We start from the raw sequence: 21825 nt of genomic DNA on the forward strand, positions 1-21825 counted from the left end.
TAAACCACTCTACGGACGGACCGCCTCCCACGGGAGTGCCTTCCCCCGACCGGCCGCCCCCATAGCCCCGACCGGCCGCCCCCATAGCCCCGACCGCCCCCCCTCACCCCGACCGCTCCGGTACCCCGCTGCCCCGACACCCCGGCGCCCCCGGCTCAACGGCCGAAACTCGCCAGCTTGGCCCGCAGCTGCAGCACCGACTTCGTGTGGATCTGGCTCACCCGGCTCTCCGTCACACCGAGCACGTTGCCGATCTCGGCGAGTGTGAGCCCCTCGTAGTAGTACAGCGTGACGACGGTCTTCTCCCGCTCGGGCAGCGTGTTGATGGCCCGTGCCAGAAACCTCCGCAGCTCCCGGTCCTCCGCCACCTCCACCGGGTTGTCCGCGGCGGTGTCCTCCAGCGTGTCCATCAGGCTCAGCCGGCCACCGCCCTCGCCCCCGACGTGCAGCAGCTCCTCCAGGGCCACCACGTTGGCCAGCGACAACTGGCTGAAGACGGAGTGGAGTTCGTCGACCGGAATACCCATCTCGGCGGCGACCTCGCCCTCGGAGGGGGTGCGTCTGAGGCGGGACTCCAGGGTGGCGTAGGCCCGCTCCACATTGCGCGCCTTCTGCCGCACGGAGCGCGGGATCCAGTCCAGCGCACGCAGTTCGTCGATCATCGCGCCCCGGATCCGGGTGATCGCGTACGTCTCGAACTTGATCTCCCGATCGATGTCGAACTTCTCGATCGCGTCGATGAGCCCGAAGACCCCGGAGGAGACGAAGTCCGCCTGCTCGACGTTGGCCGGCAGGCCGACACTCACCCGGCCCGCGACGTACTTCACCAGGGGTGAGTAGTGGAGGATCAGCTGCTCGCGCAGTCGTTCGTCGTTCGTCGTCTTGTACGTCCGCCACAACTCGTCGAGTGTCGAGGGGGCGGGCGGGCGCACGGTGCCGCGAGCGGCGGACGGTACCGCCGCCCGGTCAGACCCGGAGGTGTGCTGGGGCATTCGTCGCCTTGTGCCGTTCTGCTGTGAACTGGGGGTGCCTGGGTGAGCTGTCGGTCTGATGTCGAGATGCCTGTCTGAGTCGGAATCCTCGTGAGCGTAGCGTGACTGAGGAGTCGCAGTGCGCGAAGGTGGAGGGATCACCCGCACGCAGATACGTTCCGCTGGGAGCACCCCGAGGTCACGCCGGTCGCACTGCGTGACACAGGTGCCGGGCCCAACTGCCGGAAACCGCAAGGCTGTCGGCGTTCCCCCGGACGGCCGAACACGCACGGTCAACTTGGCCTCCGATCCGAAGAAACGGAGATCATCGCCTGGCGTGTCAACTTCCAGCTGTCGCCGTGTCGTTCGACGTAACCAAGTGCGCGGAGTTCGTACAGTCTCCCGATCGCGTCGTCCACGGTCGTCCCGGCGCCCCTGGCCACCGCGTCGGCTGTCGCCGCGCCCCGCCCCGGCAGCGCGGCGAGGACCTGTCGCGCACCGGGTTCGAGCAGGTCACGCGGGAGGACCGGGCCCCGTCTGGCGGGCGCCAGCTCGCCCATGTCGCCGACCAGCTCGACGATCTCCGCGGCGTCCGACACGAGCACGGCGTCGCCGCGCAGCAGCTCGTGCACCCCCGCCGACAGGGCCGAGGTCGCCGGTCCGGGCACGCCCATCGTGAACCTCCCCAGCCGCTGCGCGGCCCGCGCGGTGACCAGGGCGCCGCTGCGGTGGGCCGCCTCGACGACCACGGTGCCTCTGGTGAGGGCGGCGATGACCCTGTTCCGCAGGATGAAGCGGCTCTGGGTGGGATGCTCCCCCGGCGGCAGTTCCCCCACCACGAGCCCCTGTTCGGCGATCCTGTTGATCAACTGGGCATGGCCACGTGGATACGGCCGGTCCACCCCGCAGGCCAGCACGGCGACGGTGGCCCCGCCGACCCCGAGCGCGCCCCGGTGAGCGGCACCGTCGACGCCGTAGGCGCCACCGGACACCACCACCCAGCCTCGCTCGGCCAGCCCCGCCCCGAGGACGGCCGCCATGTGCGCCCCGTACTCCGTGCAGGCCCTGGCCCCGACGACGGCCACGGACCGCAGGGCCCACATCCGGGCATGTGCCGCCCCCCGCACCCAGAGCCCGACCGGCCTCCCGTCCCCCAGATCATCCAGCTGCCCGGGCCACTCCACGTCCCCGGGCACCAGAAACCTGACGCCGGCCGCTCGGGCCTGTGCGAGGTCTTCTTCCGGGTCGGCGCGTGCGGCGCGGGACCGCAGCCCCGCCCACCGCTTCTCCGACGCCCCCGGCAGCGCCCCACCGCCCTCGTAAAGCCGCCGCGCGGTCTCTCCTGCTCCCAGTTCCCGCAGCCACCGCCCGGCGAGCTCGTCCCCGGGTTCGATGACACGGGCGAGGAAGGCCCGATGGACCCGCTCGGCGTCCGGGGCACCGCCACCGGTCATGGCGCACCCACCCGCGCGTGGCGGTGCTCCGGCTTCATACCAGTGCTCCGATCGCCGTGGGCACCCCACGCGGAATGCCGGTGCGCAGTTGCAGAGCCAGGTTGACGTCCGCCGCATCGGGACGCTCGTGGCCGACGAGGTCCGAGATCGTCCAGGCGACCCGCAGAACCCGGTCCAGTCCCCGCGCCGTCAGCATGCCCCTCTCCAGGCTCCGCTCGGCCTCGTCCATGGCACCGGGCGCCGCATGCCACCTGCTGCGCAGCTCACGCCCGGGGATCTCGCTGTTCGTGCGCCACGGCGTGCCGGCCAGTCGCAGTGCGGCGCGTTCCCTGGCCGCGCGCACCCTGGCTGCCACCGTCGCCGTGGATTCGCCTCGGGCGCCTCGCTGGGTGAGCTCGGACCGGGTGACCCGGTCGATCTCGACACGCAGATCGACCCGGTCCAGCAGCGGCCCGGACAACCGGGCCTGATACCGCCGAATTGAGGCCGGCGGGCACTCGCACAGGTCGTCGGTCCGGGAGAAACGCCCGCACGGGCATGGATTGGCGGCGAGCACCATGAGGAACTTCGCCGGGAACCGGACGACCCCGGCACTGCGCGCGATCACGACGTGGCCCGCCTCCAACGGCTGGCGCAGGGCGTCCAGCACCTGACTGCTGAACTCGGGAGTCTCATCGAGGAAGAGCACCCCACGGTGGGCCAACGACACCGCGCCGGGCCGCGCGATGCCCTGGCCTCCCCCGACGAGGGCCTGCATCGTCGCCGAGTGGTGCGGCGCGCAGTAGGGCGCCGTATCGACCAGCGGCTTTCCCACCGGCAGCAGACCGGCGATCGAATGGACGGCCGTGACCTCCAAGGACTCCTCCCGGCCCAGTTCCGGCAGGATGGCCGGGAGCCGCTCCGCGAGCATCGTCTTCCCCGCGCCCGGTGGGCCTTCCAGGAAGAGGTGGTGTCCACCCGCTGCCGCCACCTCGACCGCGGTCCGCGCCGCGAGCTGCCCGACGACATCGGCCAGGTCATGGCCCTGGTCCTGTTGAGCGGCGCCCGCTGTGTGCATGCCGGTGGCGGCGCCCGTACCGGGCATGCGCAGCCCCGCCAGCAGGGGATCCGGACGTCCCTCGTCGGGCTCCTCGTCCGGCACGGGCTCATCGGCCAAGACGGCGATCAGTTGCCGCAAGGTGCGAACGCCCAGCACCGACACCCCGGGCACCAAGGACGCCTCCGCGGCGGAACACTCCGGCACGACCACTTGTTCGTACCCGGCCTCCGCGGCGGCCAGGACAGCCGGCAGGATGCCCCGCACCGGGCGAACCCTCCCGTCGAGGCCCAGCTCGCCGATCATCACGATGTCGGAGAGCACCCGGGGATCGATCCGCTCGGAGGCACCCAGGACCGCACAGGCGACCGCCAGGTCGAAGCCGCTGCCCGCCTTGGGCACCGACGCGGGACTGAGCCCCACCGTCAGCTTCTTCTGGGGCCACTCGGCGCCGGAGTTCACCACCGCCGCCCTGACCCGGTCCTTGCTCTCCGTCAGGCTCTTGTCCGGCAGGCCCACCAGCGTGAACGCCGCCACGCCCGGTTCGAGGTCCGCCTGGACCTCGACGACGACGCCCTCCACGCCCACGAGGGCCACGGAGCAGGCACGGGCGAATCCCATCAGGCCACCCCCCGCACGTGTTCCACGACGGGTGCGCCGCGGTGGGGCAGGACGACTCCCACGACGTCGATGCGGACGCCGCCCGGTGGGGCCCCTCCGTGTTCCTGGAGCCAGCGTTCGGCGAGGCCACGCAGGCGTTCCGCCTTGGTGGTCGTGACGGCCGCCATCGGGTGTTCGAAGGGGCCGGCCCTTCGGGTCTTGACCTCGCAGACGACCAGCGCGTCGCCCTCCCTGGCCACGATGTCGATCTCACCGGTCCTGCCGCAGCGCCAGTTGCGCTCCAGGACCGTCATCCCGGCCTGGGCCAGCCGCCGTGCGGCCAGCTCCTCGCCGTACCTGCCGAGTGCTCCTCGTGCGTTGCCCATGTCGGCACCACCTCCGGCGCCAACACTGAGGGCATCCCCACCCACTATTGGATCTTGGTGGAAAAGCCGACGATTGTGGACAACCTCGTCACCCACACGTATGACGACAGCACCAGCCGCCCAGCGACACCCGGCCCGGAGCCCAACCCCGCCCCGGCCCCGGCCCCGACATCGGCTCCGGACTCAGCTGCCCGGCAGCTCCAGATCGCTCTTGTTGAGCTCCTCGATGTTCACGTCCTTGAACGTGAGCACCCGCACCTGCTTCACGAACCGGGCCGGGCGATACATGTCCCACACCCAGGCGTCCGCCATGGACACCTCGAAGAACACCTCGCCCTGTACCGAGTGCACCTGCATCTCGTAGTCGTTGGTGAGGTAGAAGCGCCGCTCGGTCTCGATCACGTATTTGAACAGACCGACGACATCGCGGTACTCCCGGTAGAGCTTCAGCTCCATCTCGGTCTCGTACTTCTCGAGGTCCTCGGCGCTCATGGCATGTTCCCCTTCAGCCGTGCGATCCCACCATTGTGCGCCAGCCCCGCACGCCTCTAGACAATTTCGGTCTCGAGGACCACGGGCTGGGCCGGGGGACCCTCGTCGAGCAGCGTGCGCAGCAGTTCGGCGAGTCTGGTCGGGTACACAGTCTCATGCGTGCGGGTGAGTTCCCCGCACGTCCACCAGCGTGCTCCCGCGACACTGCGCCGTTCCAGCTCGGTCAGGCCCGCCGCGCCGGGCAGCGGCTGGTGCGCGACGGCCGTACGGGCCAGGAAGTACCACTCGTCCTGGTCCCAGCGGCGCCCGGCGAAGGGGAAGGAGCACCTCCGCCGCCAGAGGACCTGGCCGAGCTCCGCGTCCGTGATCCCGGTCTCCTCGGCGAGCTCCCGCAGCGCGGCCTCCTCCAGGGTCTCCGCGCCCTCGACGCCGCCGCCGGGGGTGAACCACCAGTCGTCCGACGGATCGTCCGGTTCATGCCCGTGCAGCAGGAGGATCCTTTCCAGCGGATCCAGCAGGATCACCCGGGCCACCTTGCGCAGCCCGCCCTCGTAGGTGTCCTCGGCCGCGTCCCCGGCATCCCGGTCGTCACCGCCGTAAGGGCTGTAGGAAGCCCCGTACGACGACACCGGCGGCTGCGCGTACGACGGCTTCGGTGACGCACCGTACGACGGCTCACGCGGCGGCTCAGCCGACACGGGCGGGCTCCGTCGGCGTGCGGTCACGGCCGCCCAGCCGCTTGGCCACGGGGCCGTAGGCCGCGCCGCCCAGGACGAGCAGCATGCCCACGACCAGCGCGGCGGTGATCAGCCGCAGCGGACCGGGAGAGGACAGCGCGCCCAGCGTCTCGAAGCCCGTGGGGCGGGCCAGCATGCCGTCCATCGGCCAGACGACGGCGTCCACGCGCGCGTCCACGTTGCCCCGCGGGACCGTGCCCTGGCCCGCCTCGGTGAGGTGGGCGGTGGAGTCCAGCGAGCCGCTGCGTTCGTCACCGAGGAGGAAGAGTCGGCCCTTGGGGACGGTGATCTCGGGGATGCCGGTCAGCTCGGCGTCCTGACCCTTCGGCAGATACCCCTCGTCGATCTTCTTGCCGTTGACGGTCAGCTTGCCGTCGGTGCAGCAGGCGACCGTGTCCCCGCCCACCGCGACGACCCGCTTGACCATGGGCGAGTTGCCCCAGGCCTCCTCCCGGAAGACCACGACGTCACCGCGCTGGACGTCGGCGCCGTCGACCCGCTGGGCCAGGATGCGGTCGCCGGAGGTGATGGTGGGCGACATGGAGTCGGTCGGCACCGTGTAGGGCTGGTAGACGACGGCACCCCACAGGAAGCCGCCGAGGAAGAGCACACAGCCGAGGGCCACGGCCAGCCCCGACAGCTTGCTGCCGAGCCGTCCGCGGCCCTCGTCCGTACGGCCTGTCGTCCCGCTCATGCCAGTGCTCCCCCAGTTCGGAGATCCGATCGCCCGGGCGCCGTGCGGAGCCACCGTGATCGGCGTCTGGGACGGCACCCTACCCGGCGGTACCCGTGCCAGAAACCCTCGGGCTCTCGGTCGCGAGGAGACGGCGTCGGCGCCACAGCACCAGCGGAACCGCGCCCGCGAGGCCGAGCGCGCCGGGCGCGGCGGCGCTCAGGTTCTGGTCGAAGGTGTCGGGAACCGGCAGCGTGGACCAGCGGGTCGGCGGCCAGGCGACCACGATGGCGCGGCCGACGACATTGTCCACCGGGACCATGCCCTTGTTCTTGTCGTTCTGGTGGTAACGGGAGTCCAGCGAGTTCTGCCGGTGGTCACCCATGACCCAGATTTTGCCCTCGGGTACCTTCACCTTGAACTGGCCGCCGGTGTCGTCGACGGTGCAGGGGGTGTTGCCCGGGTACACGTACGGCTCGTTCAGCGCCTTGCCGTTGACCTTCAGGGGGCCGGTGCCCTTGCACTCCACGGTGTCGCCGGCGACGCCGATGACCCGCTTGATGAGGTCCTTCTCCTCCGCGGACGGCATCAGGCCGATCCAGCCGAGGACCCGCTGAACGGGGTTGGGCTCCAGGGTGGGCTCACCCCTGAGCCAGCCGGCCGGGTCGTGGAAGACGACGACCTCGCCGCGCTCCGGCTCGGAACCGAACCAGGGGGTGAGCTTGTCGACCAGGACCCGGTCGCCCTCCTGGAGGGTGTTCTGCATCGAGTCCGACGGGATGGAGAACGCCTGGACCAGGAAGGTCTTGATCAGCAGCGCGAGGACCAGCGCGATCCCGATGAGGATCGGCAGTTCCTTCCAGAAGGAGCGCTGTTTCTTCTTGGGCGTACGGTTCTGCTCGCCGTCGTCCGTCGAGGTCCGGGTTTCTTCCCCGCCGTCCGCCCCGTCCGGGTGGTCACTCCCGTCGGACACGGAATCCTCGGAACCCACGGCGTTCTCCGCGGCCGGGGAAGCCGCCTCGTCGGACTGCTCGGGCCGCTCCTCGGAACCACCGTGTCCGGACCGTGCGCCGACCGCCAAATCCCCCACATCCACTCCTCACGCCGTACCGCCGCCCGCGCCACATCCGGTGCAGGCCCACCACTCCCATAACGAGCGGGAGTTCCGCAGGGGTCGGGAGGGGGATCAATCCGTTTCGATCCGCGGGGGCCACCCTATGCGAAGCGCCGAGGGCGATGGGCGACCCGCTCGGCACGGCGGAGAACGTGTCAGGCTCCTCCAACTGTCCCCAGTGCCCGACCGGCCAGGCGATGACCACGGCTCTGCCGACCACGGAATCCATGGGGACCGTACCGCTGAACTTGGCCGTCTTCGAGTCGTCAGCCTGGTGGGCGCGTGAATCGGCCGAGTTCTCGCGGTGGTCGCCCATCACCCAGAGGCGTCCCTGGGGCACGGTGACCTGGAACTCCTGTGTGGAGGGCTTGTTGCCCGGGTGGACGTAGGCCGTCTCGTCCAGCGGCATGCCGTTGACGGTGACGCGGCCCTGGAGATCGCAGCACTTGACGGTGTCGCCGCCGACCGCGACGACCCGCTTGATCAGGTCCTTCTCGTCGTCGGAGGGGAGCAGTCCGATGAACTGCAGGCCCTCCTTGATCTGCTTGATGACGATGGGGTCCTCGGTCGTGGCCGTGGTCTGCTCGTCCTCCAGCCAGCCGCCGGGGTCCTTGAAGACGACGACGTCACCCCGGACCGGCTTCGAACCGAACCACGGGGTGAGCTTGTCCACCAGGACGCGGTCGCCGATCTGGATCGTCTGCTCCATGGAGCCCGACGGGATCACGAACGCCTGGACGAGGAAGGTCTTCAGGACCAGCGCTATCAGGACGGCGACACCGACGAGGAGCGGGATCTCCTTGACCGCCGAGCGGCGCCTGCGCCGTTTGATCTTGCGGGCGAGCTTGCGCCGCTCGACCCGGCTCGGCCGGGCGGCACCGCCGGCTCGGCGGGTGCCGGTGGGCAGCAGATTGTCGGACGGGGCGCTGGCGGCACCGCGGGGCCTGCCACGGTTACCCATGCGCACCGCCGGCGGCGGGCACGCGCGCGTAGGCGTCGGGGCGGTGCAGACGCGTCCAGTGGTCCGCGGGCCAGGCGATCCAGTCGGCCCGGCCGATCACGGCGTCGAGGGGGATCATGCCGCCACCCGGGGAGCCCAGGTGGTCGCGGGAGTCGCTGGATTCGCCGCGGTGGTCGCCGAGGAGGAACAGGCGCCCCTCGGGTACGACCACGTCGAAGGGCACGCTCGACGGGCTGTCCCCCGGATACAGAAACGACGACTCGTCGACCGACCGGCCGTTCACCTCAAGCCTCCCCTCCTGGTCGCAGCAGACCACCCGATCTCCCCCCACGCCGACAACGCGCTTGATGTAGTCGGCGTTCCCGAAGTAGCCGGTGCCGTCGAAGACGACGACGTCACCTCGCCGCGGCTCAGAACCGAAACGGTACGCCAACTTATTTACGAGAACGCGGTCCCCGATCCTCAATGAACGCTCCATGGAGCTGCTGGGAATCTGGAACGGCTGCATCACGAAGTTGCTGAAGATCGTGAGAAAAAGCAGGCAGATCAGTACGGCAAGGGTGTATCGCCCACCCGGAACGGACTCGGCGGCCCGCCCCACCCATGCGAAACGCGACCGCCCCTCCGGCCGCTCCGTGTCCGAGGTCTCCTCGGAACCGGCCGGGACGGATGGCGTCCCGGCTTCGGAAGGGCGGGGGGAGCGGTCGCGCTCCTTGTACTGCTGTGCCTCGGTGTCCATCGGGGCCAGATCGTATCCGGCCCCTCTGTGACACGTGAGTGCGCGCTCAGTTGTCGCGCTTCTCCTTGATCTTCGCCGCCTTGCCGCGCAGCTCGCGCAGGTAGTACAGCTTGGCGCGACGGACGTCACCGCGGGTGACGAGCTCGATCTTCTCGACGATCGGGGTGTGCACCGGGAAGGTGCGCTCGACGCCGACGGAGAACGAGACCTTGCGGACCGTGAAGGTCTCGCGGACACCGGCGCCCTGGCGGCGGATCACAACGCCCTTGAACTGCTGCACACGGGAGCGGTTGCCCTCGATGACGCGGACGTGGACGTTGACGGTGTCACCCGGGCGGAAGGCCGGGATGTCGCTGCGCAGCGACGCGGAGTCGAGGGAGTCGAGCAGGTGAGACATTGCGTCTGCTTTCTTCGCCCATGCCACAGGTCATAGGCGGGAGCTAGGTTTTCCAAGAGGATGCTGTCCGTGTCGGGGCGGGCGTCGTGTCCCCCTGTGGCAGGGGCGCACGCCGGACGACGCACAACAGCGGCCTATTCTTCCACGCCCTCCAGCCGACGCCAAAATCGGCCGTGGGGCTCGCCCTCGGGGTCGGGGGCCCAGCCGAGGATGGAGAGCATCTCCCGGTCCTTCTTGTCGAAGGCCTTGGGGTCGCAGCGCTCGATGAGGTCGGGCCGGTTGGCCGTCGTGCGCCTCAGGGCTTCGTCCCGGCGCCAGCGCGCGATCTTGCCGTGGTGGCCGCTGAGCAGCACCTCGGGGATGTCCCGGCCGCGCCACTCGGGCGGCTTCGTGTAGACCGGCCCCTCCAGGAGGTTGGCCATGGCGCCGGGCGCGAAGGAGTCGTCCTGGTGGGACGCGGCGTTGCCGAGGACACCGGGCAGCAGACGGGCCACGGCCTCCGTGATGACGAGGACGGCCGCCTCGCCGCCGGCGAGCACGTAGTCGCCGATGGACACCTCGTACACGGGCATCCGGGTGGCGTACTCGTCGATGACACGGCGGTCGATGCCCTCGTAGCGGGCCGGGGTGAAGACCAGCCAGGGCCGCTCGGAGAGTTCGACGGCGAGGGTCTGGGTGAAGGGTCGGCCGCTCGGGGTGGGGACGATGAGGGCGGGCCGGCGGGCGCCGGTCTCGTAGCCGTCGGCGAGGACGGAGTCCAGCGCGTCGCCCCAGGGTTCGGTCTTCATGACCATGCCGGGGCCGCCGCCGTACGGCGTGTCGTCGACGGTGTTGTGCCGGTCGTACGTCCAGGAGCGCAGATCATGCACGTGCACATTCAGCTGTCCACGCGCGCGTGCCTTCCCGACGAGGGAGACGTTCAGGGGGGCGAGGTACTCGGGGAAGATCGTGACGATGTCGAGGCGCATCAGGCCTCGTCCCGCGACGACGCGATCTCCGCGCGGTCGTCGATCAGTCCGGCAGGCGGGTCGATGACCGCGCGCTGCTCCTCGAGGTCGATCTCGGTGACGATCTCCTCGACGAAGGGAATCATCACCTCGCTGCCGTCGGGCCGCTCGACGATGAAGAGGTCCTGGGAGGGCAGGTGCGAGACCTCGGTGATCCGGCCGACCTCGACCCCGTCCTTGGTGACCACGTCGAGGTCGATCAGCTGGTGGTCGTAGTACTCGTCCTCCTCCTCGGGGAGTTCCTCCGGGTCCACCTCGGCGATCAGGAGGGTGTTGCGCAGCGCCTCCGCCGCGTTGCGGTCCTTCACGCCCTCGAAGCGCAGCAGGAGGCGGCCGCTGTGCACCCGGCCGGTCTCGATGGTGAGGGGCCCCGTCGAGGCCGGGTCGGTGGCCAGTACGGCGCCGGGCGCGAGCCTCAGCTCCGGCTCGTCGGTACGTACTTCGACGGTGACCTCGCCCTTGATGCCGTGGGCGCGGCCGATCCGTGCGACTACCAGCTGCACTGTGCTTGATCTCCTGTCATCGGACGGTCCGGACGACCGTACGACGTCGGGCCGGGGACGGCTCGATGGCCTTCCCCGGCCCGAGCCGGTGCTGCGAATTGCGTCAGCGGACGTGGTCCACGTCGACGAGGTCGACGCGGACTCCGCGGCCGCCGATGGCACCCACGACGGTGCGCAGGGCGCGGGCGGTACGGCCGTTGCGGCCGATCACCTTGCCGAGGTCATCGGGGTGGACCCGGACCTCGAGGACGCGCCCGCGACGCAGGTTGCGCGAGGCGACCTGTACGTCGTCGGGGTAGTCGACGATGCCCTTGACGAGGTGCTCGAGAGCCTCCTCGAGCATGCTCAGGCCTCGGTCGACTCAGACGAAGAAGACTCGGCCGCGGCCTCGTCCTTCTTCTCAGCCTTCTTCTTCTGGGTGATCGCCTCACCCTTGCCCTCGTCGTCGCCGCCGAGGGCCTCGAACGACGGGCGCGTGGACTTCGGCTCGGCGACGAGGAGCGGCGCCGGGGCGGGCTCGCCCTTGAACTTCTGCCAGTCGCCGGTCTTCTTCAGGATGGCGAGCACGGGCTCGGTCGGCTGCGCGCCGACACCCAGCCAGTAGGCGACGCGGTCCGCGTCGACCTCGATGACCGAGGGGTTGTACGTCGGGTGGTACTTGCCGATCTCCTCGATCGCACGACCGTCACGACGGGTACGGGAGTCGGCGACGACGATGCGGTAGTGAGGCGAACGGATCTTGCCCAGACGCTTCAGCTTGATCTTGACTGCCACGGGAGTGGGTTCTCCTGGATTTGACGTGGTTGGGCACGGCGAGAATGCCGCGTGGGGTTGCGGTACCCGAGTGCCCGATGGACGCGTCAGCCGGAGGAGAGAGGGGTCCTGTGCGGCTGTCGAGTACAGCTAGCCATTGTGCCACACCCCGCGGGTCGCGCTTGCCGCGAGGGGGCGCGTGCGGCCATGCCCAAGCGGCACCCCGCGCCAGGGGTGCGTCGCGCTCACCGGCGCGTGGAGGGTGCCGCCGGGACGGCACCCTCCACTCCCGACTCGACGTGAGGCTCGCTGTACGACTCGACGTACGACTCACTGGTACGGCCGCCACGAGCAGCCGTCTGTTCAGTTCGTCGTCGCGTCACGCCGCGCCCACGACCTCCGGGATCCGGAAGGGCTTTCCGCAGCCGCCGCAGACGATGGGGGCCTGGGCGAGTACGGAGGGGACGACCCGGACGTTGCGTCCGCAGTCGCAGACCGCCTTGACCCGGACGCCTCCGCCGGAGGAGCCGTGGCGGGCGGCCGGGCCCCGGAAGCTGCGGGCCGTGTCGGCGGAGGTGGCCGCCGTGTGGGCCTTCAGGGCGCGCTGCAGTCTCTCGATGGTCGGGCGGTAGCGACGCTTCGCCTCGGGGTTGAGGGTGACCAGCGAGAAGCCGCTGCTGGGATGCGGTTCCTCGGGGTGGTCGAGACCCAGTTCCTCGGCGATCGCGAGGAATCTCCGGTTGTGGTAGCGGCCGGCGCGGGAGGTGTCGCGGACCCCGCGGGCGGCGGCGATGCCGTGGACTGCCTCATGGAGCAGTCGCTCGAAGGAGAGTTCGTGCCCGCATGCGGACGACGACTCCCCGATCAGGGACTCGGGGGCGGCAAGATCCGGCAGCTCGGGGTGGTACCGCTGAATGTCGGCCCACGCCTGCGCCAGTTCTGCGGCGAGAACGGGTGGTGTCTGTGTCGTGCTCACGTAATGACAACGAGCCTGAGTGCCCCTGTGTTCCGATTCCGGGGCATCCCAAATAATTTGCACGTACCCGTCAGTTGCCGCTAGTGCGTCCCGACGAGGGCGGGTGCGCTGATCTGCGGAGAAGCCTCGCAGCTCCACGCAAGGCGGTACGTAGTGACACGTAGCCCCGGCGCGTAGACAAGGTCCGCGCGCCGGGGCACCTGTGGTCGTCAGATGCGCAAGGGGCGTTTCGGTCGCTCTCGCGACGGAACGGATCGCTCTAGTAAGCGCGCGCCACGACCGCGACGTTACCGGGTGCGTCGTAGGAGTCGGGCACCGACCCGTCCTCGGCGACCAGACACCGTACGCTCGCGGCGTGCTCCGCCAGCTCGGCCTCGCCCTTCTCGCCGAGCACGGCCCAGGGGATGCGCGCCCAGCCGCCCGCGCCGGCCGCCTCGATGGCCTGGCCGATCGTCGACACCTCGGTCGTCCGGGACTCCCGGCGCTCGCGCGACTGCCTCAGGAGCAGCGCCTGGTCCTCCTCGAAGATCGTGGGCAACAGCCCCGCGAGGGAGTCGATCGCAACCGCTTCCTTGCCGCCGGGGATGCGGCGGGCGAGCATGGCGGTGCCGTTCTCCAGGTCGCGGGGGCCTACCTCGATGCGAACGGGGACGCCCTTCAGCTCCCAGTCGACGGCGCGGCGGCCGAACGGGACGTCCGTGCGGTCGTCCACGTGGACGCGTACGCCCGCGGCCTTCAGCCGGTCGCCGATCTCGCGGACCTTGGCCAGAACCGCGTCGTCGCCCTTGATCGCGAGGACGACGGCCTGAGTGTGGGCGAGGCGCGGCGGGACCCGTAGGCCGTTGTCGTCGCCGTGCATCATCACCAGGGCGCCGATCATGCGGGTGGTGGAGCCCCAAGAGGTCTGCCAGACGAGCTCCTGCCTGCCCTCCTTCGACAGGTACTGGGTGGTGAAGGCCTTGGCGAAGTTCTGGCCCAACTCATGGCTGGTGGCCATCTGGAGGGCCTTGCCGTCGCCCATCATGCCTTCGAGGGTGAGGGTGTTGATGGCGCCCGCGAAGCGCTCCTTGACGGTCTTGCGGCCGGGGACGACGTCCATCGCGAGGACATTCACCATGAAGTCCTCGTAGACCTCCCGATGGATGTGCGCGGCGAAGTCGCGCGCCTCCTCGTACGTCGCGTGCGCCGTGTGGCCCTCCTGCCAGAGGAATTCGCTGGTGCGCAGGAACAGCCGGGGCCGCAGTTCCCAACGGACCACGTTGGCCCACTGGTTGATCAGCAGGGGAAGGTCGCGGTAGCTCTGGATCCACTTCGAGAAGTAGTCGTTGATGATCATCTCGGAGGTGGGGCGGACCACCGCGGGCTCCTCGAGCTCCTTGCCGCCGCCGTGCGTCACCACCGCCAGTTCGGGCGCGAAACCCTCGACGTGCTCGGCCTCCCTGGTCAGGTACGACTGCGGGATCAGGAGGGGGAAGTACGCGTTCTGCGTGCCCGTCTCCTTGATCCGGGCGTCCATCTCCTGCTGCATCCGCTCCCAGATCCCGTACCCGTACGGTCGGATGACCATGGTGCCGCGCACCGGGCCGTTGTCGGCCAGCTCCGCCTTGGAGATCAGATCCTGGTACCAGCGCGGGAAGTCGTCCGCCCGGGGGGTGAGAACGGGTGCTTTAGCCATGTCGCGATCGTACGGGCCCACGTTGCGGGGATGTGAATTCTTTTATCCACGCGTAGACAGTCCGCAAACCGGTGTCCGCGACCCCTGGACGGCACGCCAGGTGCGGAGTTATCTGGCATACGGGGGGAGTGCGAGCGCACTGTCACGGGGGCCCTGAAAACGGGCACAGAGACGACTCTCGGCGGATTGGGGCGCTTTCGATATGACACCTACGCTCGTGCGGCAGCAACTGCCTCGCCCGGGGACCACATCCCGTGTGGACCAGTGTGCACGCGCGCGTGACTGGGCCGAGATCCAGGAACGGATGCTGGTCCCGCTCTACGAGGCGGTCTACCGCCGGCTCGACGTGGGCACCGGCACCCGGCTGCTGGGCCTCGGCTGCGGGTCGGGGCTCGCACTGCTGATGGCGGCGTCGCGGGGCGCCGCGGTCACCGGGGTCGACGGCTCGTCGCCCGAGAGAACGGCTCTCGCGCGGGAGCGGCTGCTGCCGGAGGGACGGGGCGCACACGCGCGTGCCGACGCCCGCGTCGTGGAGGGCGCTCCCGAGGACGCGGCCGGGGCCTGCGGTGCTCCCTCGTACAACGTGGTGACCGCCTTCGAGCCGATCGGCTGTCTGGCCGGGGACTCCGAGGGCCTGGGCGAGCTGCTCGCCCGCGCGACCCCGCTCGCCGGGCGGGGCACCCCCGTGGTGCTCGTGGGATGGGGCCCTCCCGAGCGCTGCGCCACGTCCACGGTGCTCCGCGTCGCCACCAGGCTCACCGACCCGCTGCGCGGCACCACCGGCTGGCGCCTGGCGCTGCGGGACGATCTGGAGGAGGTCGCCCACCGGGCCGGCCTCCGGCCGGACGGCTCCGGCCGCGTGGCCTGCCCCTTCGGGTACGCGAACGTGGACAACGCGGTGCGGGGGCTGCTGTCCACGGGGCTGTTCGACGCGGCGATCGCGGCCACGGACCCGGTCCAGGTGAACAAGGAACTGACCGAGGCCCTGCACCCGTACCGCCGCCAGGACGGCACGGTGTGGATGCCGAACGTGTTCCGCTACCTGATCGCGCGGACGCCCTGAGAGGCGGGAACGGCCCCGACATGGGTGCGCTGAGAAGGTCTTCGACACTTTCGGCCGATGCGCGTGTGAATGGTGTGGAGAAAGCGGGACGGGGTGCCTCTCACTTCGCGAAGTGGAGCACCATCCTCATAGCCTGACGCACCGTCCGGCCGAAACACGCACTCGGACCGACAACCACGAATGTGCCGTCCACGCACGGCACGGGCGCCGCGCGCCCGGCCACACCCCCCGGCCGACCGCGCGGCGCCCGCCGCCACACCTGACACGCCACTGGGGGCGCCCTCCGCTCGGAGGGCGCCCCCAGTGGCGTACGCGCGCCCGGGACCGTACACGGCCGCGAACGCGGGCGGAGCGGTCGAACGCGGGCGACCGTCAGCCCATGAACTTCTTGAACTCGTCCGGCAGTTCGAAGTCCTGCCCGGCCTGCTGGCCCGGCAGACCGAAGGCACCGCCCGCAGCGCCGCCCTGGGCGGCGGCCGCCCGGCGGGCCGCCTCTTCCTGCTCCTGCTGCTTGCGCTTCATCGGGTTGCCGGAGCGCTGCTTGCCCTTGGCCCTCTTGGGCTGCTTCTTGGACCGGCCGGGGCCGCCGCCCATGCCGGGGATGCCCGGCATCCCGGGCATGCCGCCGCCCTGGGCCATGCGGGACATCATCTTGCGGGCCTCGAAGAACCGCTCGACCAGGTTCTTCACCGCGCTGACCTCGACACCGGAACCCTTGGCGATGCGGGCCCGGCGGGAGCCGTTGATGATCGTCGGGTCCTGGCGCTCACCCGGGGTCATCGACTTGATGATCGCGGCGGTGCGGTCGACGTCGCGCTCGTCGATGCTGTTGATCTGGTCCTTGATCTGTCCCATGCCGGGCAGCATGCCGAGCAGCTTGCTGATGCTGCCCATCTTCCTGACCTGCTCCATCTGGGCCAGGAAGTCGTCGAGGGTGAAGTCCTGACCCTTCTTGGACGCCAGCTTGGAGGCCATCTTGGCGGCCTCTTCCTGGCTGAAGGTCTTCTCCGCCTGCTCGATCAGGGTGAGCAGGTCACCCATGTCGAGGATGCGGGAGGCCATCCGGTCCGGGTGGAACTGGTCGAAGTCGTCGAGCTTCTCGCCGTTCGACGCGAACATGATCGGCTTGCCGGTGACCTGGCGGATCGACAGGGCGGCACCACCGCGGGCGTCACCATCGAGCTTGGAGAGCACCACACCGTCGAAGCCGACGCCGTCGCGGAAGGCCTCGGCGGTGTTGACCGCGTCCTGACCGATCATCGCGTCGACGACGAAGAGGATCTCGTCCGGGGATACGGCGTCCCTGATGTCCGCCGCCTGCTGCATCATCTCCTGGTCGATGCCGAGGCGACCGGCGGTGTCGACGACCACGATGTCGTGGACCTTCGACTTCGCGAACTCGATGGAGTCCTTGGCGACCTTGACCGGGTCACCCACGCCGTTGCCCGGCTCGGGGGCGTAGACCGCCACACCCGCGCGCTCGGCGACGACGCTCAACTGGTTCACCGCGTTCGGCCGCTGGAGGTCGCAGGCGACCAGCAGCGGGGAGTGGCCCTGCTCCTTCAGCCACCTGCCGAGCTTGCCCGCGAGGGTCGTCTTACCGGCACCCTGGAGACCAGCGAGCATGATCACGGTCGGCGGGTTCTTGGCGAAGCGGAGGCGGCGGGTCTCGCCGCCGAGGATCCCGACCAGCTCCTCGTTGACGATCTTGAGGACCTGCTGGGCGGGGTTGAGCGCCTTGGAGACCTCGGCGCCGAGCGCCCGCTCCTTGACGTTCTTGATGAAGCCCCGGACGACCGGCAGCGCCACGTCCGCCTCGAGGAGCGCGATGCGGATCTCGCGTGCCGTGGCGTCGATGTCCGCCTCGGAGAGGCGCCCCTTGCCGCGCAGGTTCTTGAAAGTCGCTGAGAGGCGATCGGAGAGCGTATCGAACACGGCGGTGTCGGTCCTCGGAGTCGGGGGCAGTCTGACGTGCCCTCCAGGGTATCTGTCTGGGTGTGGTCGGGTCTCCACCCCTGTGGACAACCGTGCCCGGCCCGGGGGTCACGGAGCAGGTCGCGGCCCCGTGACCCCGTGGTTCAGCCGCGCAGCGTCTCCTCCAGTTTCCGCGCCACGGAGACCGCGTCGTCACCCGGCAGGGGGGCGCCGTCGCGGCCGGTGACATAGAAGGCGTCCACCGCGTTGGCGCCGAGCGTGCTGACGTGGGCGCTGCGCACCCGCACGCGCGCGTCCTCCAGCGCCCGCCCGATACGGTGGAGCAGACCGGGGGCGTCCTGGGCACGGACCTCGATGACCGTCGCGTGCCGGGAGGCGGCCGCGGCCACCGTGACGCGGGGCGGAGGCGCGACCACGCCCCGGCGCCGGGGATAGGCGGCGTCGCGCTCGGCGAGCCGTCCCGCGATGTCCAGCGAGCCCTCCAGGGCCCGGACGAGGTCGGCGCGGAGCCGGGCCGCCTGGGGCAGCGAGCCGTACTCGGCGGCGACCCGCCAGTTCAGCAGCAGGACGGAGCCCTCGACGCCGTCGGGCAGGTCGAGCGCCCTGAGCTCCGCCGTGCGCACCGTGAGCCGGTGCATGGCGAGGACACCGGCGACGGCGGGCAGGACGCCCGGCTGGTCGGGCACGGCGATGAGGAGCTCCACGCCGAGCGGCTCCGGGTCGGCCTTCTCGTCCTTGTCGTCGTTGTCCTCCGCGGGCCCCTCGGTCTGCGCGCGCAGCGACAGCACGGGTCCGCCGGTGCGGAACGCCTCGACGGCGAGCCGCTCCTGCTCCGCGGTGGGCGCGGCGGGCTCCGGCTCCTCCGGGACGTCCCCGGCGAACAGCGCGGCGACCCGCTGGACCAGGTCGGACACGAGCGAGGCCCGCCATGACGACCATGCGGCCGGCCCGGTCGCCAGGGCGTCCGACTCGGTGAGGGCGTGCAGCAGTTCGAGGGTGCCCGGCGACCCGACGGCCTCGGCCACGGACCGCACGGTGGCCGGGTCCTCCAGGTCACGCCGGGTGGCGGTGTCGACGAGCAGCAGGTGGTGGCGGACGAGGGTGGCGAGCACGGCCACGTCCTCGCGGTCGAAGCCGATCCTGGTCGCCACGTCCTTGGCGATGATCTCCCCGGCCACGGAGTGGTCGCCGGGCCAGCCCTTGCCGATGTCGTGCAGCAGCGCCGCGACGAGGAGGAGGTCGGGCCGGTGGACCCGGCGGGTCAGCGCGGAGGCGCGGACGGCGGTCTCGATGAGGTGCCGGTCGACGGTCCAGATGTGGACGGCGTTGCGCTGCGGGCGGCAGCGGACGCGCTCCCAGTCGGGCAGCAGGCGAGTGATGAGCCCCTCGGCCTCCAGGGCCTCCCAGACGTCGACGGTCGGCCGCCCGGATCCCAGCAGGGTGACGAGTTGCTCCCTGGCCTCGGCGGGCCAGGGCGTGGGCAGCGGGCGGGCGGCGGCCGCGAGCCGCCGTACGGCGTGCAGGGACAGCGGCAGTCCGGCCTGGGCCGCGGCGGCCGCGGCGCGCAGGGGCAGCACCGGGTCGCGTTCGGGCCGGGCGGCGCGCGCGAGCACGACCTCGCCGTCCTGTTCGACCACGCCCTCGGCCAGCGGTGACCGCTCGGCGACCGGCTTGCCCCCGCCGAGCATGGCGCGCAGCCGGGGCCGCACGGCGCGCGAACGCAGCACGCGCCCTACTTCACGCCAGGTGACATCGCTGGCGTACGAGATGACCCGCGCCGCCTCGTACACCTGGCGCAGCAGGGTGTCGGCGTCCAGCAGCCCGAGGTCGGCCGCGACCTGGTCCTGCTCCTGGAGCGCGAGCCGGTCGGTGGCGCGCCCGGTGGTGAGGTGCAGCGCGTCCCGTACGTCGAGGAGGCGGCGCCGGGCGTCGGCGAGCCCTTCGCGCGGGGCGTCGGCGAGCCAGGAGGCGGCGACCGCGCGGAGGGCGGTGGCGTCGCGCAGCCCGCCGCGCGCCTCTTTCAGGTCGGGTTCGAGGAGGTACTGCAGCTCCCCCTGCCGCTCGGCGCGCTCGGCGCACAGCTCCTGGAGCTCGGGGAGGCGTTTGGGTGCCTGGTTGCGCCAGTCGGCGAGGACGGCGGTGCGCAGTCCGGCGGTGAGTCCGAGGTCACCGGCGAGGTGCCGGGCGTCCAGCAGCCCCAGCTGCACCTTGAGGTCCTCGGCGGCGGTCTTGCGGGCCTCGGCGGGGGTGCGCACCGAGTGGTCGAGGGCGAGCCCCAGGTCCCAGACCGGGTACCAGATGCGGTCGGCGAGGGCGGCCACGGCCTTGTCGTCGGAGCCGTCGTGCAGGAGCAGCAGATCGAGGTCGCTGCGGGGGGACAGCTCACCGCGCCCGTATCCGCCGACGGCGACGAGGGAGGCGCCGCGCAGCTCGCCGGCGCCCGCGCCGAAGAGTCCGGCGAGCCAGTCGTCGGTCAGCTCGGCGAGGGCGGCACGGCGCGGCGGCCCGGACCGCGCCTCCTCCTGGAGGAGGCGCAGCCGGGCCGCCGCGTAGCCGCTGGGTCCCGAGTCCTCTGCATCCGTACGTACGTCCGTACTCGTCACCCAGCGACTCCTGTTCTTCTGTGCGGTCAGAGCGCGTCCGGGCCGCGCTCGCCCGTCCGGACCCGTACGGCCGTCTCGACCGGGAGGGACCAGACCTTGCCGTCACCGATCTTGCCGGTGCGGGCGGCCTTGACGATGACGTCGATCAACTGCTCGGCGTCGTCGTCCTCGGCCAGTACCTCGATCCGGATCTTGGGAACCAGGTCCACCGTGTACTCGGCGCCGCGGTACACCTCTGTGTGCCCCCGCTGCCGACCGTACCCACTGGCCTCGGTGACCGTAAGTCCGTGCACCCCGAAGGCCTGCAGCGCTTCCTTGATCTCGTCGAGCCGGTGGGGCTTGACGACGGCGGTGATCAGCTTCATGCCTCGACCTTCTTGCTCTGGGTGGCGGCGGCGACGGTGCTCGTGGCGCCGGAGGTGATGTGCGAACCGGCGGCCGAGCTGAAGTCGTACGCGGTCTCGGCGTGCTGCGTCTGGTCGACGCCGGTGATCTCGTCCTCCTCGGAGGCGCGGAAGCCGATCGTCTTCTGGATGGCGAAGGCGATGATCAGCGTCACCACGAAGGTGTAGCCCATGACGGAGAAGGCGCCCGTGGCCTGCTTGCCGAACTGGTCGAGGCCGCCCACGCCGCCGGTGGCCAGGAAGCCGACCATCAGGGTGCCGATGACACCGCCGACCAGGTGGACGCCGACGACGTCGAGGGAGTCGTCGTAGCCGAGCTTGTACTTGAGACTGACGGCCCAGGAGCAGACGGCACCGGCGACGACACCGATGAGGATGGCGCCGAAGGCGTTGACGTGACCGCCGGACGGGGTGATCGCGACGAGGCCGGCGACGGCGCCGGAGCAGGCACCGAGGGTGGTGAACGCGCCGTGACGGATGCGCTCGTAGATCAGCCAGCCGATGATGGCCGCGGCGGTCGCGATCTGCGTGTTGATCGCCATGCGGGCGGTGGTGCCGTCGACGCCGAGCCACGAACCGGCGTTGAAGCCGAACCAGCCGAACCACAGCAGGGCGGTGCCGATCAGGACCAGCGGCAGGCTGTGCGGCCGCATCGGGTCCTTCTTGAAGCCGATCCGCTTGCCCACGACGAGGACCGCGGCGAGCGCGCCGATACCGGCGTTGATGTGGACCGCGGTACCACCGGCGAAGTCGATGACACCCATGTCGAAGAGCCAGCCGCCGGGCGCCCAGACCCAGTGCGCGACCGGGAAGTACGCCAGGGTGACCCAGAGCGCGACGAAGACCATCCAGGCGCTGAACTTGACGCGGTCGGCGAGGGCGCCGCTCATCAGGGCCGGGGTGATCACCGCGAACAGCATCTGGAAGAGGATGAACGAGAACGCGGCGATCTTGTGCGGTTCACCCTTGGCGTTGGTGACGAAGCTGTCGGCCGTGCTCGTGATGTCGATGCCCTTGAGGCCGATGGCGTCGAAGTTGCCGATGACGTGGCCGACGTCACCGCTGAAGGCGAGCGAGTAGCCGAACAACACCCACAGGATGCTGACGATGCCCAGCGTGATGAAGGACATCATCAGCATGTTCAGCACGCTCTTGGCCCGGACCATGCCGCCGTAGAAGAGCGCGAGGCCCGGCGTCATCACCATGACGAGCGCCGCGCTGATCAATACGAATCCGGTATCTGTGCCGTTCAATGCCGGTATCTCCTCATGGTCGGAACGGCCCGTGCGGATGCTGAAGCCTGGGGGAGCTCTCGGGGAGGGCCGACTGTGCTGAGGAGACTGACG

The 21825-nt window shown here is 70.6% G+C and carries 22 protein-coding genes; 1 reads left to right on the top strand and 21 read right to left on the bottom strand.

Translation table 11 applies throughout. The annotated features are described in order from the left end of the window. Positions 1-155: 155 nt before the first annotated feature. The 17 genes from whiG to proS form a co-directional block, all read right to left on the bottom strand. Positions 156-992, bottom strand: coding sequence for an RNA polymerase sigma factor WhiG (gene whiG, locus ACZ4Z3_RS31010; protein WP_468504137.1), 837 nt, complete (start codon positions 990-992; stop codon positions 156-158). Between the two features lie 272 nt (positions 993-1264). Continuing rightward, a complete protein-coding gene (gene dprA, locus ACZ4Z3_RS31015; RefSeq protein WP_468504138.1) occupies positions 1265-2425 on the bottom strand; it encodes a DNA-processing protein DprA in 1161 nt (386 codons plus the stop codon). A gap of 34 nt (positions 2426-2459) precedes the next feature. Beyond that, positions 2460-4082, bottom strand: coding sequence for a YifB family Mg chelatase-like AAA ATPase (locus tag ACZ4Z3_RS31020; RefSeq protein WP_468504139.1), 1623 nt, complete (start codon positions 4080-4082; stop codon positions 2460-2462). Next, positions 4082-4447 carry a YraN family protein gene (locus ACZ4Z3_RS31025; RefSeq protein WP_468504140.1) on the bottom strand — a complete coding sequence of 122 codons (366 nt, stop codon included), beginning with the start codon at positions 4445-4447 and terminating at the stop codon, positions 4082-4084. Before ACZ4Z3_RS31025 ends, ACZ4Z3_RS31020 begins: the two co-directional genes overlap by 1 nt. A gap of 183 nt (positions 4448-4630) precedes the next feature. Beyond that, positions 4631-4939, bottom strand: coding sequence for a DUF2469 domain-containing protein (locus ACZ4Z3_RS31030; RefSeq protein ID WP_005311352.1), 309 nt, complete (start codon positions 4937-4939; stop codon positions 4631-4633). A gap of 56 nt (positions 4940-4995) precedes the next feature. Continuing rightward, a complete protein-coding gene (locus ACZ4Z3_RS31035; protein WP_468504245.1) occupies positions 4996-5481 on the bottom strand; it encodes an NUDIX hydrolase in 486 nt (161 codons plus the stop codon). Positions 5482-5626: 145 nt separating this feature from the next. Beyond that, entirely contained in the window at positions 5627-6370 is a 744-nt protein-coding gene (gene lepB, locus ACZ4Z3_RS31040; protein ID WP_468504141.1) for a signal peptidase I, read from the bottom strand. A 79-nt stretch (positions 6371-6449) separates the two neighbouring features. Next, on the bottom strand, positions 6450-7340 hold the full coding sequence (gene lepB, locus ACZ4Z3_RS31045) for a signal peptidase I (protein ID WP_468504142.1): 891 nt from the start codon (positions 7338-7340) through the stop codon (positions 6450-6452). After that, positions 7306-8424: a signal peptidase I gene (gene lepB, locus ACZ4Z3_RS31050; RefSeq protein WP_468504143.1), complete on the bottom strand. Its 1119-nt coding sequence runs from the start codon at positions 8422-8424 to the stop codon at positions 7306-7308. Before lepB (ACZ4Z3_RS31050) ends, lepB (ACZ4Z3_RS31045) begins: the two co-directional genes overlap by 35 nt. Next, positions 8417-9163: a signal peptidase I gene (lepB, locus tag ACZ4Z3_RS31055; protein WP_468504144.1), complete on the bottom strand. Its 747-nt coding sequence runs from the start codon at positions 9161-9163 to the stop codon at positions 8417-8419. Before lepB (ACZ4Z3_RS31055) ends, lepB (ACZ4Z3_RS31050) begins: the two co-directional genes overlap by 8 nt. Positions 9164-9209: 46 nt before the next feature. Further along, a complete protein-coding gene (rplS, locus tag ACZ4Z3_RS31060; RefSeq protein ID WP_033526928.1) occupies positions 9210-9560 on the bottom strand; it encodes a 50S ribosomal protein L19 in 351 nt (116 codons plus the stop codon). A 134-nt stretch (positions 9561-9694) separates the two neighbouring features. Next, positions 9695-10528 carry a tRNA (guanosine(37)-N1)-methyltransferase TrmD gene (gene trmD, locus ACZ4Z3_RS31065; protein ID WP_468504145.1) on the bottom strand — a complete coding sequence of 278 codons (834 nt, stop codon included), beginning with the start codon at positions 10526-10528 and terminating at the stop codon, positions 9695-9697. Further along, positions 10528-11070: a ribosome maturation factor RimM gene (gene rimM / locus ACZ4Z3_RS31070; RefSeq protein WP_468504146.1), complete on the bottom strand. Its 543-nt coding sequence runs from the start codon at positions 11068-11070 to the stop codon at positions 10528-10530. Before rimM ends, trmD begins: the two co-directional genes overlap by 1 nt. A 103-nt stretch (positions 11071-11173) precedes the next feature. Continuing rightward, the gene (locus tag ACZ4Z3_RS31075) at positions 11174-11413 is read right to left on the bottom strand and encodes an RNA-binding protein (RefSeq protein ID WP_033526925.1); all 240 of its coding nucleotides are present in this window, start codon (positions 11411-11413) and stop codon (positions 11174-11176) included. A 2-nt stretch (positions 11414-11415) separates the two neighbouring features. Further along, positions 11416-11844, bottom strand: a complete 429-nt coding sequence (gene rpsP, locus ACZ4Z3_RS31080) for a 30S ribosomal protein S16 (RefSeq protein ID WP_055517138.1) — start codon at positions 11842-11844, stop codon at positions 11416-11418. A 358-nt stretch (positions 11845-12202) separates the two neighbouring features. Further along, a complete protein-coding gene (locus ACZ4Z3_RS31085) occupies positions 12203-12799 on the bottom strand; it encodes a hypothetical protein (protein WP_055517136.1) in 597 nt (198 codons plus the stop codon). Positions 12800-13058: 259 nt separating this feature from the next. After that, the gene (gene proS / locus ACZ4Z3_RS31090; RefSeq protein ID WP_468504147.1) at positions 13059-14474 is read right to left on the bottom strand and encodes a proline--tRNA ligase; all 1416 of its coding nucleotides are present in this window, start codon (positions 14472-14474) and stop codon (positions 13059-13061) included. 202 nt (positions 14475-14676) lie between these two features. Between proS and ACZ4Z3_RS31095 the strand changes: the two genes are divergently transcribed. After that, positions 14677-15537: an SAM-dependent methyltransferase gene (locus ACZ4Z3_RS31095; protein ID WP_468504148.1), complete on the top strand. Its 861-nt coding sequence runs from the start codon at positions 14677-14679 to the stop codon at positions 15535-15537. 372 nt (positions 15538-15909) lie between these two features. Here the strand turns inward: ACZ4Z3_RS31095 and ffh are convergent, their stop codons facing one another. The 4 genes from ffh to ACZ4Z3_RS31115 all read right to left on the bottom strand — a co-directional run bounded on the left by ffh (position 15910) and on the right by ACZ4Z3_RS31115 (position 21732). Further along, positions 15910-17472: a signal recognition particle protein gene (ffh, locus tag ACZ4Z3_RS31100; RefSeq protein ID WP_468504149.1), complete on the bottom strand. Its 1563-nt coding sequence runs from the start codon at positions 17470-17472 to the stop codon at positions 15910-15912. Between the two features lie 143 nt (positions 17473-17615). After that, on the bottom strand, positions 17616-20075 hold the full coding sequence (locus tag ACZ4Z3_RS31105) for a [protein-PII] uridylyltransferase (protein WP_468504150.1): 2460 nt from the start codon (positions 20073-20075) through the stop codon (positions 17616-17618). Between the two features lie 26 nt (positions 20076-20101). Continuing rightward, complete coding sequence (locus ACZ4Z3_RS31110) at positions 20102-20440, bottom strand: P-II family nitrogen regulator (RefSeq protein ID WP_003997576.1); 339 nt, start codon at positions 20438-20440, stop codon at positions 20102-20104. Then, entirely contained in the window at positions 20437-21732 is a 1296-nt protein-coding gene (locus ACZ4Z3_RS31115; protein WP_468504151.1) for an ammonium transporter, read from the bottom strand. Before ACZ4Z3_RS31115 ends, ACZ4Z3_RS31110 begins: the two co-directional genes overlap by 4 nt. Positions 21733-21825 lie beyond the last annotated feature (93 nt).

This window comes from Streptomyces sp. NPDC030296 (assembly GCF_055572815.1).

What these genes read in the sequence shown, in the direction of transcription:
- ACZ4Z3_RS31020 (WP_468504139.1), bottom strand. Translation starts at nt 4,082, where the DNA reads ATGGGATTCGCCCGTGCCTGCTCCGTGGCCCTCGTGGGCGTGGAGGGC.
- ACZ4Z3_RS31025 (WP_468504140.1), bottom strand. Translation starts at nt 4,447, where the DNA reads ATGGGCAACGCACGAGGAGCACTCGGCAGGTACGGCGAGGAGCTGGCC.
- lepB (WP_468504143.1), bottom strand. Translation starts at nt 8,424, where the DNA reads ATGGGTAACCGTGGCAGGCCCCGCGGTGCCGCCAGCGCCCCGTCCGAC.
- dprA (WP_468504138.1), bottom strand. Translation starts at nt 2,425, where the DNA reads ATGACCGGTGGCGGTGCCCCGGACGCCGAGCGGGTCCATCGGGCCTTC.
- lepB (WP_468504141.1), bottom strand. Translation starts at nt 6,370, where the DNA reads ATGAGCGGGACGACAGGCCGTACGGACGAGGGCCGCGGACGGCTCGGC.
- rplS (WP_033526928.1), bottom strand. Translation starts at nt 9,560, where the DNA reads ATGTCTCACCTGCTCGACTCCCTCGACTCCGCGTCGCTGCGCAGCGAC.
- ACZ4Z3_RS31030 (WP_005311352.1), bottom strand. Translation starts at nt 4,939, where the DNA reads ATGAGCGCCGAGGACCTCGAGAAGTACGAGACCGAGATGGAGCTGAAG.
- ACZ4Z3_RS31095 (WP_468504148.1), top strand. Translation starts at nt 14,677, where the DNA reads ATGACACCTACGCTCGTGCGGCAGCAACTGCCTCGCCCGGGGACCACA.
- ACZ4Z3_RS31075 (WP_033526925.1), bottom strand. Translation starts at nt 11,413, where the DNA reads ATGCTCGAGGAGGCTCTCGAGCACCTCGTCAAGGGCATCGTCGACTAC.
- proS (WP_468504147.1), bottom strand. Translation starts at nt 14,474, where the DNA reads ATGGCTAAAGCACCCGTTCTCACCCCCCGGGCGGACGACTTCCCGCGC.
- trmD (WP_468504145.1), bottom strand. Translation starts at nt 10,528, where the DNA reads ATGCGCCTCGACATCGTCACGATCTTCCCCGAGTACCTCGCCCCCCTG.
- whiG (WP_468504137.1), bottom strand. Translation starts at nt 992, where the DNA reads ATGCCCCAGCACACCTCCGGGTCTGACCGGGCGGCGGTACCGTCCGCC.
- ACZ4Z3_RS31110 (WP_003997576.1), bottom strand. Translation starts at nt 20,440, where the DNA reads ATGAAGCTGATCACCGCCGTCGTCAAGCCCCACCGGCTCGACGAGATC.
- lepB (WP_468504144.1), bottom strand. Translation starts at nt 9,163, where the DNA reads ATGGACACCGAGGCACAGCAGTACAAGGAGCGCGACCGCTCCCCCCGC.